Origin of the sequence: Rhodococcus sp. NPDC059969 (assembly GCF_042738325.1) — a bacterium.
Lineage (GTDB): Bacteria > Actinomycetota > Actinomycetes > Mycobacteriales > Mycobacteriaceae > Rhodococcus_F.
The window spans coordinates 1,575,213-1,589,878 of sequence record NZ_JBHWUF010000001.1; the positions used below are offsets into that span (position 1 = coordinate 1,575,213).

Consider the following 14,666-nt stretch of genomic DNA (forward strand, 5'->3'; position numbering starts at 1 on the left):
CTCCTAGCTTGCTGAAGTTCGAGCTGTTCGAAAAGTGGTGGGGGATCAGACGCGAGAGTCGGTCATCGCGGTGTGATCGGGGTAGATCATCGACGCAGGCGGATTGCTCGTGCGCTTGGCGAGTGGGTAGTAGATCAGGCCGGTGAATACGATTCCGACGATCCAGGAGATGTCGGCGCCGCCGAGCATGTCCGTGACGGGGCCGGTGTACAGCTTCTGTGCGAGGAACGGGATCTGGGCGAGAACGCCGGCGGCGTAGCAGGCCAGCGCGGTGAAGTTCCATGCGCCGTATCGACCGTTGACGTCGTACAGCGCCGGAATGTCGATGCGCTCCTTGGAGATCAGGTAGTAGTCGATCAGGTTGATCGCACTCCACGGCGTGAACACCATGAGCAGCACCAGGACGAAGTTCTTGAAGTTGTCCAGGAAGTCGGCGCTGGCGGCGATCGCGATCAGTACCGAGATCGCGGTGAAACCGAGGATGTAGAGGGTGCGCGCGGTGCTCGAGATTCGTGACTGTCCGTTGAAGGCTGTGACGGTGGTCAGAATCGACATGAATCCGCCGTAGGCGTTGAGCACGTTCACCGTCAGCTTGCCGACCAGGATGACGAAGTAGATCAGGAAGGCGATGGCGGCCGGCCCTGCCAGGTCTCCCATGAAGCCGACCTGGTTACCCAGGAACGCATCGCCGGCGCAGGCCGCGACGAGGACGCCGAAGGTCATGGACCACTGCGATCCGATGACGCTGCCGAGGAACGTCGACCAGAAGGTAGTGCTCTCGGAGGTGCTGCGCGGCAGGTAACGCGAGTAATCGGCGACGTACGGGCCGAAGGTGAGCTGCCAACCGGCACCCAACGAGATCGCGAGCAGGAAGGTGACGATGTCGAAGCCCTTGATGCCGACGTACGAGGCGACGTCGTACTCGAGGAACAGTCGAACGGCCAGGTAGGAGAATCCGACGATGCCGACGACGGTCGCGACCTTGCCGACGATGTGGATGAGCTTGTAGCCGGTGACCGCGACGAATGCGGTGAGGAGACCGAAGACGACGATGCCGACGGTGGGGCTGTCGATGTGCAGGATCTTGTTGACGGCTTGTCCGGCCAACACGGTGCCCGTGGCAGCGAAGCCGAGGTACATCAAAATGACGAGAACGAGCGGGACGACGGCTCCCTTGACACCGAACTGTGCGCGACTCGAGATCATCTGGGGGAGGCCCATGCGTGGACCCTGTGCCGAGTGCAGCGCCATGACAGCGCCACCGAAGATATTGCCGATCAGAAGTCCGACGATCGCCCAGATGGCGTCGGCGCCGAATACGACGGCGAGGGCACCGTCGACTATTGCAGTGATCTGCATGTTGGCGCCGAACCAGAGAGTGAACTGGCTGCGCGGGGTGCCGTGTCGTTCTGCATCCGGGACGACGTCGATAGTGCGTCGTTCCGGAGTGAGGATGACCTCGGCCGGTCCATCGTGAGTCATAGGCCTGTCTTTCTGCTGCGAGCCCGTCGAGCGACGGAATCGACGTCGGGGTATTGCCCACCTTCTTCGTGCTTTGTGCCTGTTGCTCGGCGCTCTGTGCGCTGGGTCACTGTCACTGCGGATAAATGTATATGCCTGTATATACAGGCGTCAATACCCGCGGCCCGTTTTCACGTAAATGCTGTGTAACACCACTCGGGAATCAGAAACCCTTACCCGGGTTGAGGATTCCGAGCGGATCGAACGCGGCCTTGATCGATCGGTGCAGTTGCATGCTGTCCTCGCCGATCTCGAGAGAGAGCCACCGGCGCTTCAGAACGCCGACGCCGTGCTCGCCCGTCAGGGTTCCGCCGAGTTCGAGAGCGCGCCGGAAGACCTCGTCCGCGGCGGTCCACACGGCGTCGGGGACCGAGCCGTCGGCAGTGCGGTCGAAGACGAAGGTCGGATGGACGTTGCCGTCACCGGCGTGCGCGACCGTCATGATCTTCACCGAGTGCTCGGCCGCCGCCCGGTCGATACTTTCGAGCATGTCGGGCAGTTTCGACCGCGGAACCCCGACGTCTTCCACGAGGCATTGCCCGAGTCGTTCGGACGCGGGGTAGGCGAGCCGGCGGATCTCGAGTAGCTGCGCGGCTTCCGCTGCGTCCTGGGAGACGGCGACAAAATCTGCGCCGGCCTGCTCGAAGTGGTTCTCCATCGCTGCCGCTGCTGCGTCGGCGTCGACCCCGTCGGCCTGTGCGATCAGCATCGCGGCAGTGTTGTCTTCCAATCCGATTCGTTTCCAGTCGTCGACTGCGCGCAGAGTCGCGCGATCGATCAGCTCCAGCAGACTCGGCCCGATCCCGTCACGAACGACAGCGGCAACGGCGTCCGCTGCGGAGCGGAGAGAATCGAAACTGCCGACGACGGTGACCGGTGCTCTCTTGGGCTTGGGCTGCAACTTGAGGGTGGCGCTCGTGACGACTCCGAGAGTTCCTTCCGAGCCGACGAGAAGACTGGTCAAGTCGTATCCCGCAACACCTTTGACAGTCCTTCGGCCCGTCCGTACGATCCGACCGTCGGCTAACACCACCTCGAGACCCAAGACAGAATCGCGGGTGACGCCGTACTTCACACATCGAAGTCCGCCGGCGTTGGTGGCGATGTTTCCACCGATCGTGGAGATCTCGAAACTGCTCGGATCGGGGGCGTACATCAGCCCGTACTCGTCTACCGCTCGACTGATGTCGGCGTTGATCACCCCGGCTTCCACGACCGCGAGCTGATCGTCCGGATTGATCTCGAGAATCGAGCGCATGCGAGTGGTCGAGATGACCAGACAGCCCTCGACGGCTGTCGAACCGCCCGCCAAACCGGTTCCCGCGCCGCGGGTTACCACCGGGACCCGTTGAGCAGTAGCCCATTTCAGAGCCTCGGAGATGTCGGCCGCAGTTTCGGCGAGCATGACGGCCGCCGGCTGGCCGGGTTCGGCGAGATGGGCCTCGTCGCGACGGTACGAGTCCATTACCGACGGGTCGGTGATCAGGCGACTCGAACCGATCGACCGAGCGAGTTCGTGGACGGACATTCTTTTCTCCAGTCGGTCAAAGGGTGTGTGCGAGTGTGTCCACAGCGGCGATCACGGCGTCTTCTGCTGCCCGCTCGCCGACGGTGACCCGCACTCCCTCGCCGGGGAACATCCGGACCGAGACACCTTGCGCGACGCAGGCCGCTTCGAGTGCAGACGCTCTCTCGCCGAGGGGGATCCACACGAAGTTGGCGCCGCTCGGGACGGTCTCGACGCCGCGCAGAGTCAATTGCTCACGTAGGTGAGCGCGACCCGCAGTCACCGTTTCGACTATCGAATCGGTGTGCGCCGGATCGGTCAAGGCCGCGCAGGCCGCGGCCTCGGCAACTGCGCTGAGTCCGAAGGGCGGTGCAGCGCTGCGAAGATCGGCTGCGATCGCCGATTTGGTGACGGCATAGCCGGCACGGAGTCCGGCCAATCCGTAAGCCTTGGAGAAGGTTCGGAAGACGACGATGTTGGGAAAGGTTCGAAGCAGGTCGACGCCGTCGACGTCGCTGGTCGCGAACTCCCGGTAGGCCTCGTCCAGGAGGATGAGGACATCGCTCGGGATTGCGCGGGCGAACGCAACGAACTCGGCGGTCGAGAACTCGCTACCGGTCGGATTATTGGGGTTGCAGACGAGTACCGCGCGGGTCTGCGAGGTCACGGCTGCCGCCATTGCACTCAGATCGTGCCGATGTTCGGAATCGAGTGCGACGGGTACACCGCTCGCCCCGGCGATTCCGATCAGTATCGGGTACGCCTCGTAGCTGCGCCACGGGTAGACGACCTCGGTGCCCGGACCCGTGTACGCAGTCAATACCTGCTGGAGCAGTGCCAACGACCCGGCGCCGACCAATACCTGGTCGTCGCCGACGCCCAGGCGATCGCTCAACCGGGCGATCAGCGTGTCGCCGAACAACGACGGGTACAAGTGTGATTGTGACGCCGCGAGATTCACGGCGTCGAGAATTGCGGCCGAGGGTGCAACCGTAGACTCGTTGCTCGACGCCCGCCACCGAACCTGCTCGAGGCCGGCTGCTTTGGAGTATCGCGGAAGTGCTTCGATTTCGGGTCGAGGACGAGGCCTCAGCGCTCTGGGCGCGGTCATGCCAGGGCACCGATCGCGTTCTCCGCGGCGGCGACTATTGCGCCGGACGCGGCCAAGTCCACTGCCGCCTCGATCTCGGGCGACAGGAAGCGATCGGTACCCGGACCCTGCACCTTCTCGCGCAGGGTTCGGAGTACTGCTCCGGTGGCGGGGGAGGGCTCGAGTGGGGAGCGCAAGTCGATTCCTCTTGCTGCAGTGAGTATCTCGATCGCAAGTACTCGGGTGAGACCGTCGATGGACCGGCGGAGCTTGCGTGCACCCGACCATCCCATGGAGACGTGATCTTCCTGCATGGCCGAGGAGGGAATCGAATCGACACTGGCGGGGCTCGCGAGTCGCTTGAGTTCGGACACGATGGCAGCTTGCGTGTACTGCGCGATCATCAGTCCGCTGTCGACTCCAGGATCGTCGGCGAGGAAGGGGGTCAGGCCGTGATTGCGTGCTACGTCGAGGAATCGGTCGGTGCGGCGTTCGCTGATACCGGCGACGTCCGCGGTCACGATGGCGAGGAAGTCCAAGACGTAAGCCACGGGAGCTCCGTGGAAGTTGCCGTTCGAACGAACCCTTCCGTCGAGGGTGACGACGGGATTGTCGACAGCACTGGCCAATTCGCGTCCGGCGACGAGGCGGGCGTGATCGACGGTGTCGCGTGCGCCGCCGGCGACCTGCGGGGCACAGCGAAGTGAATACGCATCCTGAACTCGGGTGCAGTCAGGGCCCGCGTGGCTGGCGACGATCGGGGAGTCGGCAAGCAAGCGCACCATGTTCGAGGCCGCCGCACCCTGCCCGGGGTGGGGACGAAGAGCCTGAAGATCGGCGGCGAATACCTGATCGGTGCCGAGCAGACCCTCGACGCTCATCGCGGCCGCGATGTCGGCCAACTTGAGCAGATGATCGAGATCGGTGATCGCGAGGGCCAGTTGGCCGAGCATCCCGTCGGTGCCGTTGATCAGTGCGAGGCCTTCCTTCTCGGCCAGAACCACCGGTTCGAGGCCATGGGCAGCCAATGCCGTTGCCGCATCGGTGAGTTCACCGTCCGCGGTGCGGACGGAACCTTCTCCGATGATCGCCATCGCCACGTGCGCCAGTGGCGCCAGATCTCCCGAGCATCCGAGGCTGCCGTATTCGTGGACCACCGGGGTGATGCCTGCAGTGAGTAGGTCGGCGTAGGCCTGCGCGACCACGGGGCGCACTCCGGTCCGTCCGGTGGCGAGCGTCGACAGACGCAGGAGCATCAAGGCCCGAATCACTTCGCGTTCGACTTCCGGGCCCGAACCTGCCGCGTGTGAGCGGATCAGGCTGCGCTGCAACTGCGTCCGCAGATGCGCTGGGATGTGGCGGGTGGCAAGTGCGCCGAATCCCGTGGAAACTCCGTAGACCGGCGTGGGGTCTGCAGCCAGGGCCTCGATGCGTGCGCGACTTTCGGCGATCGCGGCCAGTGAGTCCGCGGTCAATGCGACGCCGTGACCGTTGCGCGCGACATCGACGACGTCGGCGATGGTGACAGCGCCGATTCCGACCTCGATGGTTCGGGTGGCTGTCCGGGTGGCAGGGGTGGCGTTCATGGGACTCCAATGATGATGCGATGGCTGTCTAATAAAGTCTTGTATACGAGACTCTAGTCTTGAATATGAGACGAAAACAAGACCCGAGAAGGCCGGAACGGAGAAATTTGCTACATGTCGGCGGGCGGAGTCTCCACCATTCGATCGCCGAGGTCGGCGGAGAACTCGGCGCTGACCGTGCGTACTCGGTCGGCGATCAGTGCACTCTCCGCGGCGGATTTGGATCCGGAGAGGAAGGTGACGCCGAGAGCTGCGACCGGACGGCCGTCCCGCGTGATCACAGGACTGGCGATGCAATTGATCCCGGATGTCGTCGCATTCTCTTCGACCGCATACCCGCTCCCGCGTGCTGCGGCGAGCAGTTCTCGCAGTTCGGGAAGCGTCGACGGTCCCGTTCCGGTCCGCGTCGGCCAGGTGTATCCCTCGTAGAGAGCGCTGATCTGTTCTGCATCCAGACGGCTCAGAATCGCCCGCCCGACTGCAGTGAGGTGAGCCGGAAGGCGGGTCCCGATTTCGGTCACCAACCGCACGCCCGGCTTGAGCGGTTCACGTTTGTCGAGGTAGATGACATCGGAACCTTGAAGTACCGCCAGATGGGACGTCTCATCCGTCGACTGAGTAAGGGCCAGCATGAATCGTTGGCCCTCGCGGTGCAGTGGGCCGGAGCGCATGTACGACGCACCGACTTCGAACGCCGAGACACCCAGGGTCCAGGCGCGTTGATCAGCCCAGTACGAGACGAACCGTCGATCTCGCATGACGTTGAGAAGATGATGCGTCGTGCTCTTGGGCAGGTCGAGGGCGCTGGAGATTTCCGCGGTCGCCAGCGGCACACCCCGGCGAGCCAGGAGATCGAGCACGTCGAGAACACGCTCAGCGGATTTCACGCGGCTCGTGCTCATGGGGGTATGTCCTTACAGGTAGGTCGGAAGGCGGAGCGGGGGAATCACATTGTCTCGGATACGAGACTGGATCGCCAAGTGTTCGGGGCGGTTAGTGAGTCTGGCTGCCTAGTTCAGCGGACAACCGGGCGCAGTGCTCCACCAAGACGCGGCCGTGGCTGGCGCAGACCTCGTCCGTCAGACGGAAGGTGGGGCCGACCACGCTGAGCGCTCCGGCTATCTGACCGACCGCGTTGTAGATCGGCGCGGCAACTCCGGTCGAGTGATCCTCGATGGTGTCGTGGGCGATGGCGTACCCGCTCTCGCCTACCTTGCCGCTCAACGCTGCGCCGACGGCGGTGCCGTCCAGGGGAACGCTCTGGCCAACCCAACCCATGTGACGGATCGCGTGTGTGCCCTCGATCTGATCGAGGTACAGCGCAGTATCTTTCGGTCCCATCGTCGACAGGTAGGTCGATTCCCTCGTGGTTTCGGCGATGGCCTTCATCGCGGGCCGGGCTCTCGGCAACAGTTGATTGTCACCGAGAGCGCGAGCCCCGATCTGCAGTAGCCGCGGGCCGACGCGATAGACGTTGTCCTCGCCCCGGACTACGAACTCGGTTTGTTCGAGGCTTCTGATCAGGCGAAGCGCGGTACTGGTTGCCAGATCGGTCGCCTTGGCGGCGTCGCCGAGAGTCAACCCGCCGTGCTCGACGATCGCACCGAGAAGTTCGAACGTGCGATTCGCGCTGCGGGTCACGTCGCCGGGGGCCATGTCCTACTCCAAGTGCCGAGGGATGTCTGCGCTGAATCTATCGCGAGCTCGGCAGCACCTCACCGTGGTGCTCGTCCAGCAGGGGGCTGCGGCGAACCCTAGGGCGTCGGCTTTCACCGAACACGACGGGTTGTCGTACGTAGGAGATCTTTCCTGCTACCGGGTGCTCGAACGATTCGACGACCCCCCGATACTCGGCCTGCGCGGAGGTGAGTGCCTGCTGGACGTCCCAGATCTCCGAGCCGGCGAGGCCCGCGTCGCCGAGAATGCCAACCACGTCGGCGACGGTCTTTCCGGCAGCCCAGTTTTCGATCTCCTTACGCAACGCCGGCTCGTTCTCGGTCCTGGCGGTGTCGTCGGCAAAACGAGGATCTGCGATCAAGTCGACGCGATTCATCGTCTGCGCCAATTTCTCGAAGCCCGATTGGCTCGCAACCGCGAGGACAAAGAGTCCGTCGTCGGCCTTGTAGGTGTCGAAGGGTGTGGAGACCGGATGTCGGTTGCCGACGCGTGGGGGAGTGAGCCCGGTGGACTGCAGCTGGCTGTGCGCTGTCGGCAGCATGGCGAGCATGCTGTCGAACATCGCGACGTCCAGGTGCTGCCCGAGTCCGGTTGCCTGTGCGCTCAACAGGGCGGTGCTGATTCCCCAGGCAGCGAACAGCCCGGCGACCAGGTCTCCGAACGACTCACCCAACCGGGTCGGCCCGGATTCTTCCGAACCGGTGATGCTCATGATTCCCGAAAGAGCTTGGACTACAAGATCGTAGGCGGCGGCTCCGGACATCGGTCCGTCCTGTCCGAAACCGGAGATGGACGCGTACACGATCCGCGGATTGCGAGCCCGCGCAGCCTCGTAGTCGATTCCCAGGCGCTTGGTGACACCCGGGCGAAAGTTTTCGACGACGACGTCCGCGGTCTCGATGAGCGTCAGCAGCGCCTCACGGTCCTCGTCGTTCTTGAGGTTCAGCGCCACCGAACGCTTGCCGCGATTGAGCACGTTGAAGTAGATGCTCTCGCCGTCGCGGAACGGGCCGAGGTGCCGAGAGTCTTCACCGTGTTCGGATTCGATCTTGACGACGTCTGCGCCGGCATCGGAAAGCAGTGCGGTGCAGTAAGGCCCGGCGAGGACACGTGAGAGGTCGATGACCCGGATGCCGTCGAGTGGGGGAAGTGCAGTCATGTCCGCGCCTTTCAGAATTCGGTGGAACGCGGCGACGGAGCATTGCCGGCAATGGTGAGCAATTGAATCTGCGAGGTGCCCTCGAAGATGCGGAGAATGCGGCAATCGCGGTACAGGCGTTCGATTTCCGATTCGCGCATGAAACCTGCGCCACCGTGGATCTGCACGGTTTGATCGACGATCGAGAAGCAGGCTTCGGTGGCGACGTACTTCGAAATCGATGCGGCGCGGCGGATGTCCTGGCCGGCGTCCTTGACGTCGGCGGCCCAGTCGGCGGTGACGCGTGATGCGACAAGTTGCGCGTCGCAGCCACCGAGAAGTAGCTGGATTGCCTGGAAGTCGAAGATCGGCGTGCCGAACTGCTTTCGCTCCGTTGCGTACTCGCGTCCCAATTCCCAAGCGCGCAAAGCGATGCCGTTTGCCATTGCCGCCACGTCGATGCGCGCGCGGTTCAGGGCGGTCAAGGCGATGTTGCCGCCGCGACCTTCGGTACCGATCACGGAGTCGAGCGGCAGAACGACGTCGTCGAGGTAGACGGTGTACGTCGGAGCCGAACGAATTCCCATCTTGTCCTGCGGCTCCGAGTAGCTGATTCCGGGAGTTCCCTTGGGGACGACGAAGGCGGTGATGCCTCGGAATCCTGCGCTCGGGTCCGTCTTGGCGAAGAGCACGACCAGGTCGGCTTCCTTGGCGTTGGAGATGTACGTCTTGGATCCGGAGAGATGCCAGCCGTCGTCCTCGCGTCGGGCGACGGTACGCATCGAGGCGATGTCGGAGCCGGCATCGGGTTCTGTGAGTGCGAAGCCTGCCAGCAGTTCGCCCGAGGCGAGCCGGGGCAACCAGCGCAGCTTCTGTTCTTCGGACCCGCCGACGAGGATCGGCTCGAGGCCCAGGTAGTGGGCGGTGTAGATCGATGCCAGCGCGGCATCGGTGCGTGCAACTTCTTCGATGGCGACCAGTTGGGTTCGTGTCGACAGACCCAGTCCGCCGAATTCCTCCGGAACGGAAATGCCCATGAGGTCCTGCTGCCCGAGGCGCTTGACCAGTTGTGCCGGGAACTCTTTGGACTCGTCGCGTGCGGCTGCTCCTGGGTGGATCTCGGCGTTGGCGAAGGCTCGGACGGTACTGCGGAACTCTGCGAGGTCAACGCTGTCGATGTCGTGCGCGGTCTGGGTGGTCACGGGGGCTCCTTCGAAGCGAGGCGTTTACGAATTTCATCTAATGAAAGCTAATTGCCACTAGTTGGCATGACTGACTATGGCCGAGGGTGGCGAATTTGTCCAGGGGTGAAGCTGTTGTGTCGCGGCTCACGTTCTGCAATGATCAACTTGTCTAAGCCTGTATAGACAAGATGATCGCGGATGGAACCCACTACCAGTCGGAAGCAGCGTGGCTTTCGGCGGAAGGTGCTGACATGAGCCTCGTTTCAGTCGACACGACACCGGACTCCGAGAACGTGAGGAGGGTGTCCAGTACGTATTTCGAGGGCTTGTCGGCTGATCGATACGCGGCGCTTGCCGAAGACCGCAAGCTTGCGATTGTCGCCGCGCACATGGACCTTTCGCACCGAAGAGGACTCAATTCGTCGATCTCGCGACTCGCGCCGGCCGGGGAGTTAGGGGATGGCCCGGCGATTCAATACGTCGGCGACGACATGCCGCAGCTCGTCGAAGCGGTACTGGCGACACTTGCCCGCGCCCGCGTGGAACCGGAATTCGTGGTGCACCCCGTGCTGTGCACTGAAGACGCCCTGATCGGGGAGCGGACCGAATCATGGATCCACGTAGGACTACCCGCGCATTGTTCGGACGAGCAGGCGCAGTTGATCGCTGACGACGTCGCCGGAATCCTCGACCGTATTGCGCGTGCCTTCCGCGATTCCTTGCCTCTGCGGGATCTCGTCGACGAGGCGCGCGAGCAATTGGACTCGAACGCCGACGCCGAAGAAGCTGATTTCCTCCGGTGGTGCAGCGCCGGAAACTTCAGGGTCGTCGGCGGTGTGCGGACTGTCGACGGTGACGAGCCGTACGCCCTCGGCGTGCTCCCCGATCCGACCGGCTCTTCGGATGCGAAAGCGGCGCCCCTCTCGATTGCGGTGGTGTACCTCCGGCAAGGGTTCGGTGGATCCGAATACGCCACCGAGATCGACGTGTCCATCGGTGACCGTGCGTACCGATTCATCGGGTTCTTCACCGCGGCCGGTCTGGTCGCCGACGTCAGGCGAACCCCGCTCGTGCGAGGACGCGTCGCAGAAATCTTCGGTGCCTCCGGATCCACCGTCGATTCGTTTGTCGGACAATCGATGCTGGCAGTTATCCAGTCGATTCCGGTCACAGTGCTCCTGGCAGCCGAGCCGGCCCGAATCGCGGACGCGCTGGACGAACTCACTTCTGTGGACGGCCGAACGTCGATCCATCTGTTCTTGCAACCGGTGGGAAGTTCCCCGGCGACGGGGCGAGATCAAGAGTTGTCGGCTTTGCTCTTCGTTCCGCGCGAGAAATTCAGTACGACGATCAGGACAACGGCCGAGTCGGTACTCGCCGACGCACTCGGTGCCCGCAATATCGAGTTCTCCAGTCGAGTCTCGGAATCCCCCTTGGCCGTCGTACATTTCACGGCCACGGTCGGCGGCGGCGCGAACTTCGCGTCGGCGCGACAAGCACGGGAGATTCGGGACCTCGTCGTCGACGCGTGCCTGACCTGGGACGAGCGGTTCGTTCTGGATGCTTCGAATCACGAAGAGCGGCGCAGGCGTGCTCAGTTCGCCGAGCGAGTTCCGGTGGCGTACAAGCAGGATTTCGACGCCGCCCGAGCCGCCGAGGACATGGTGTTGTTCGAGGGCCTCGCGCCCGGAGAGGTGAGTCCACGACTGGCCCGATCTGTCGACGGACCCGGTACTCACCGACTCGGACTGTACGTATCGGGTGACCCGCTCTCACTGGGCGAGGTGCTGCCGGTATTGCAGAGCCTGGGTGTCGACGTGGTCGACGAACGGCCGTACGAGATCGCACCGGTGGGATCGGAACAGTCCTGGATCTACGAGTTCACGCTCGACTATCCGAGCGCTCCGGTCGAGCGCTTCGACAACTTTGCCGCGCGGTTCGGGGCGGCGTTTGCCGCAGTTCGAAACGGCTCCGCCGAGCCGGACTCGTTCAACGAACTTGTCGCGATCGCGGGACTCGGTTGGAAACAGGTAGTGGTGCTGCGGGCATATGCGGAGTTCTTGCAGCAAGCGGGATTTCCGTACAGCACCAGTCGCGTCGCCGAGGTGCTTGCCGATCATCCCGAGATCGCCGGCAGATTGTGCGAATTGTTCGAGAGCCGTTTCGATCCCGACGTCGTCGACGGCGATAGAGGTACACGTGCAGCAGCGGAGGTGGAAACGGCCGTGGCACAAGTGCAAGGACTCGACGCCGATCGGATCCTGCGCGCATTGTCTGAACTGGTCCGTAACACGTTGCGTACCAACTATTTCGTTTATCCCACTGAATCGATCGGTGCGCTCTCGTTGAAGTTCGATTCGGAGAAAGTGTCCGTATTGCCGTTCCCTCGACCGAAGTTCGAGATATTCGTGTACTCACCCGATGTCGCAGGTGTGCACCTTCGCTTCGGTACGGTGGCTCGCGGCGGCTTGCGCTGGTCGGACCGGAAAGAGGACTTTCGCACCGAGGTACTGGGATTGGTGAAGGCGCAGGCAGTCAAGAACGCAGTCATCGTGCCTGTCGGCGCGAAGGGCGGATTTGTCGTCAAACGCCCACCGGTTCCAGGACTGGGTGCAGACGCAGACCGGGAAGCTGCGTTGGCGGCCGGGATCGATTGCTATCGAACCTTCATCAGCGGACTACTTGATCTGACCGACAACGTCGACAAGCAGAGCGGCGCAGTTGTTGCGGCGCGAAGGGTCGTTCGCCACGACGGTGACGACACGTATCTTGTAGTCGCCGCGGACAAGGGCACTGCAAAGTTCTCCGACATCGCGAACGAGGTTGCCGCAGAGTACGAATTCTGGCTCGGCGACGCCTTTGCATCCGGTGGGTCGGTCGGGTACGACCACAAAGCCATGGGTATCACCGCGAAGGGCGCCTGGGAAAGTGTCAAGCGGCACTTCCGTGAGCTCGGCGTCGACACCCAGAACGACGACTTCACTGCGGTGGGGATCGGAGACATGAGCGGCGATGTCTTCGGCAACGGCATGTTGTGCAGCAAGCACATTCGCCTGATCGCGGCGTTCGATCATCGGCACGTGTTTGTCGACCCGAACCCGTCGCCGGAGCGCTCGTACGTCGAGCGATCACGTCTGTTCGCTCTCCCACGATCCTCGTGGGCCGACTACGACCCGGCGTTGATCAGTGCAGGCGGCGGAGTGTGGGAACGCTCGGCGAAGCGCGTCCCGATCAGTGACGAGATGCGTCGGGCACTCGGTCTCGAAGACGACGTCACCGAACTGACTCCACCGCAGCTGGTTCGGGCGATTCTGTGCTCACCGGCAGATCTGTTGTGGAACGGCGGCATCGGGACGTACGTCAAGGCGTCCGGTGAGTCCGACCTCGAAGTCGGAGACAAGAGCAACGACACGGTTCGGGTGAACGGCAACGAAGTCCGTGCTCGGGTGATCGGTGAGGGAGGCAACCTCGGCCTCACCCAGGCGGGACGAATCGAGTACGCACGCGGCGGCGGGCGGATCAACACAGACGCGCTCGACAATTCTGCGGGAGTCGATTGCTCCGATCACGAGGTGAACATCAAGATTCTTCTCGACTCCCTCATCAGTTCAGGCGCCGTCGCAGACTCGCATCGTGTCGAACTACTGGAATCGTTGACCGACGAGGTCGCCGAACTCGTTCTTGCAGACAACCGTTCGCAGAACGAACTGATGGGCACCACGCGTGCGGACGCGGCGGCGATGATCGGTGTGCACGGCAGGGTGATTTCCAGCCTCGAATCCAGAGGGATCGTCGACCGAGCCATCGAGGGGTTTCCGACCAAGAAGCAGTTCGCCGCGGCCGAGAAGACGGGAACGGGGCTGACGTCGCCGGAACTCGCCACACTGATGGCGCACGTCAAGCTCGATCTGAAATCCTCGCTGTTGGCGGGAAGTTCGATAGACAATCAGATCTACCGCCAGACGCTGGCGAACTATTTTCCGGAGGGTGTTCGAGATGCCGGGGGTGACGCCCTCGACCGGCACCCGCTGCGGCGCGAGATCGTTGCGACCGTGCTGACGAACAACGTGGTCGATCGTGGCGGCATCACCTATGCGTATCGGCTCGGTGAAGAAGTCGGCGCTGATCCGGAAGACGCAGTACGTGCCTTCACCGTGGTCTCCGAGGTATTCGGACTGTGGGAGTTGTGGAACGACATCAGCGAAGCCTCGATCTCGACTGCCGTATCCGACGAGTTGATCCTGCTCACCAGACGACTGCTCGACCGGGCCTCACGGTGGATGCTGACGCGTCGGCCTCAACCGCTGGCCGTCGGGGCCGAGATCAGCCGATTCGGTGATCGCATCGCGGAGGCGTCGGCAGAACTCGGTGGCTGGCTGGTGGGCGCCGATCAGCGGAACCTGGCTGCGCGAACGGTCCTCATCACGGACAAGGGCGCACCCGAGAACCTGGTCAGGCGAGTGGAGATCCTGCTCGATCAGTTCGGTCTGCTCGACGTGGTGGAGATCGCGGACCTCGCCGATCGCGCGATCTCGGAGACCGGCGAACTCTACTTCCGGCTCGGTGAGCACGTCGGGCTCGTCCCGATGCTCAACCGCGTGTCTGCATTGAGCAAGGACGGAAAATGGAATGCGTTGGCGAGGTTGTCGTTGCGTGACGAGTTGTACTCGACGGTGCGAGCCTTGACCCTCGACGTCTTGGCCGACGCGGAAACAGGTGACTCGACAGCGGAAAAACTCTCGAGGTGGGAAGAAAGGAATGCGTCGAGAATAGAGAGGTCCACTCTCGCGCTCGCAGAGATCGAGGCATCCGGGCAACACGATCTTGCTGCGCTTTCGGTTGCGACGAGCCAATTGCGGCGCATGGTGGGCTAGGTCGGGCGCCGGCACTCGCGGTTGGATCGGAAAGGTGCACCAGGCGGATAGACTTCGGAGGCCGAACGGGAGAACCGACTCGGTGGTTT

Annotated in this window: 9 protein-coding genes; 1 reads left to right on the forward strand and 8 read right to left on the reverse strand. The window is 63.1% G+C overall.

The features are described 5' to 3' along the window. Positions 1-45: 45 nt before the first annotated feature. The 8 genes from ACFWAD_RS07375 to ACFWAD_RS07410 all read right to left on the reverse strand — a co-directional run bounded on the left by ACFWAD_RS07375 (position 46) and on the right by ACFWAD_RS07410 (position 9,721). Complete coding sequence (locus ACFWAD_RS07375) at positions 46-1,482, reverse strand: purine-cytosine permease family protein (RefSeq protein WP_378446819.1); 1,437 nt, start codon at positions 1,480-1,482, stop codon at positions 46-48. Between the two features lie 202 nt (positions 1,483-1,684). Next, positions 1,685-3,049: an FAD-binding oxidoreductase gene (locus ACFWAD_RS07380; RefSeq protein ID WP_378531470.1), complete on the reverse strand. Its 1,365-nt coding sequence runs from the start codon at positions 3,047-3,049 to the stop codon at positions 1,685-1,687. Between the two features lie 16 nt (positions 3,050-3,065). Beyond that, positions 3,066-4,139: a histidinol-phosphate transaminase gene (locus ACFWAD_RS07385; protein ID WP_378531472.1), complete on the reverse strand. Its 1,074-nt coding sequence runs from the start codon at positions 4,137-4,139 to the stop codon at positions 3,066-3,068. Then, positions 4,136-5,704, reverse strand: a complete 1,569-nt coding sequence (hutH, locus tag ACFWAD_RS07390; RefSeq protein WP_378542491.1) for a histidine ammonia-lyase — start codon at positions 5,702-5,704, stop codon at positions 4,136-4,138. The genes ACFWAD_RS07385 and hutH overlap by 4 nt, the downstream gene beginning before the upstream one ends. Positions 5,705-5,814: 110 nt before the next feature. Next, a complete protein-coding gene (locus ACFWAD_RS07395; protein WP_378531476.1) occupies positions 5,815-6,606 on the reverse strand; it encodes an IclR family transcriptional regulator in 792 nt (263 codons plus the stop codon). 91 nt (positions 6,607-6,697) lie between these two features. Next, entirely contained in the window at positions 6,698-7,360 is a 663-nt protein-coding gene (locus ACFWAD_RS07400; RefSeq protein ID WP_317552053.1) for an IclR family transcriptional regulator, read from the reverse strand. Between the two features lie 37 nt (positions 7,361-7,397). After that, entirely contained in the window at positions 7,398-8,540 is a 1,143-nt protein-coding gene (locus ACFWAD_RS07405; RefSeq protein ID WP_378531478.1) for a CaiB/BaiF CoA transferase family protein, read from the reverse strand. Positions 8,541-8,551: 11 nt separating this feature from the next. Continuing rightward, positions 8,552-9,721 (reverse strand): acyl-CoA dehydrogenase family protein, encoded by a 1,170-nt coding sequence (locus tag ACFWAD_RS07410; RefSeq protein WP_378531480.1) that lies wholly within the window; start codon positions 9,719-9,721, stop codon positions 8,552-8,554. 233 nt (positions 9,722-9,954) lie between these two features. Between ACFWAD_RS07410 and ACFWAD_RS07415 the strand changes: the two genes are divergently transcribed. After that, on the forward strand, positions 9,955-14,577 hold the full coding sequence (locus ACFWAD_RS07415) for an NAD-glutamate dehydrogenase (protein ID WP_378542493.1): 4,623 nt from the start codon (positions 9,955-9,957) through the stop codon (positions 14,575-14,577). The last annotated feature ends 89 nt before the right edge of the window (positions 14,578-14,666 follow it).

Coding starts and splice junctions, on each gene's coding strand:
- ACFWAD_RS07375 (WP_378446819.1), bottom strand. CDS start 1,482: ATGACTCACGATGGACCGGCCGAGGTCATCCTCACTCCGGAACGACGC.
- ACFWAD_RS07380 (WP_378531470.1), bottom strand. CDS start 3,049: ATGTCCGTCCACGAACTCGCTCGGTCGATCGGTTCGAGTCGCCTGATC.
- ACFWAD_RS07385 (WP_378531472.1), bottom strand. CDS start 4,139: ATGACCGCGCCCAGAGCGCTGAGGCCTCGTCCTCGACCCGAAATCGAA.
- hutH (WP_378542491.1), bottom strand. CDS start 5,704: ATGAACGCCACCCCTGCCACCCGGACAGCCACCCGAACCATCGAGGTC.
- ACFWAD_RS07395 (WP_378531476.1), bottom strand. CDS start 6,606: ATGAGCACGAGCCGCGTGAAATCCGCTGAGCGTGTTCTCGACGTGCTC.
- ACFWAD_RS07400 (WP_317552053.1), bottom strand. CDS start 7,360: ATGGCCCCCGGCGACGTGACCCGCAGCGCGAATCGCACGTTCGAACTT.
- ACFWAD_RS07405 (WP_378531478.1), bottom strand. CDS start 8,540: ATGACTGCACTTCCCCCACTCGACGGCATCCGGGTCATCGACCTCTCA.
- ACFWAD_RS07415 (WP_378542493.1), top strand. CDS start 9,955: ATGAGCCTCGTTTCAGTCGACACGACACCGGACTCCGAGAACGTGAGG.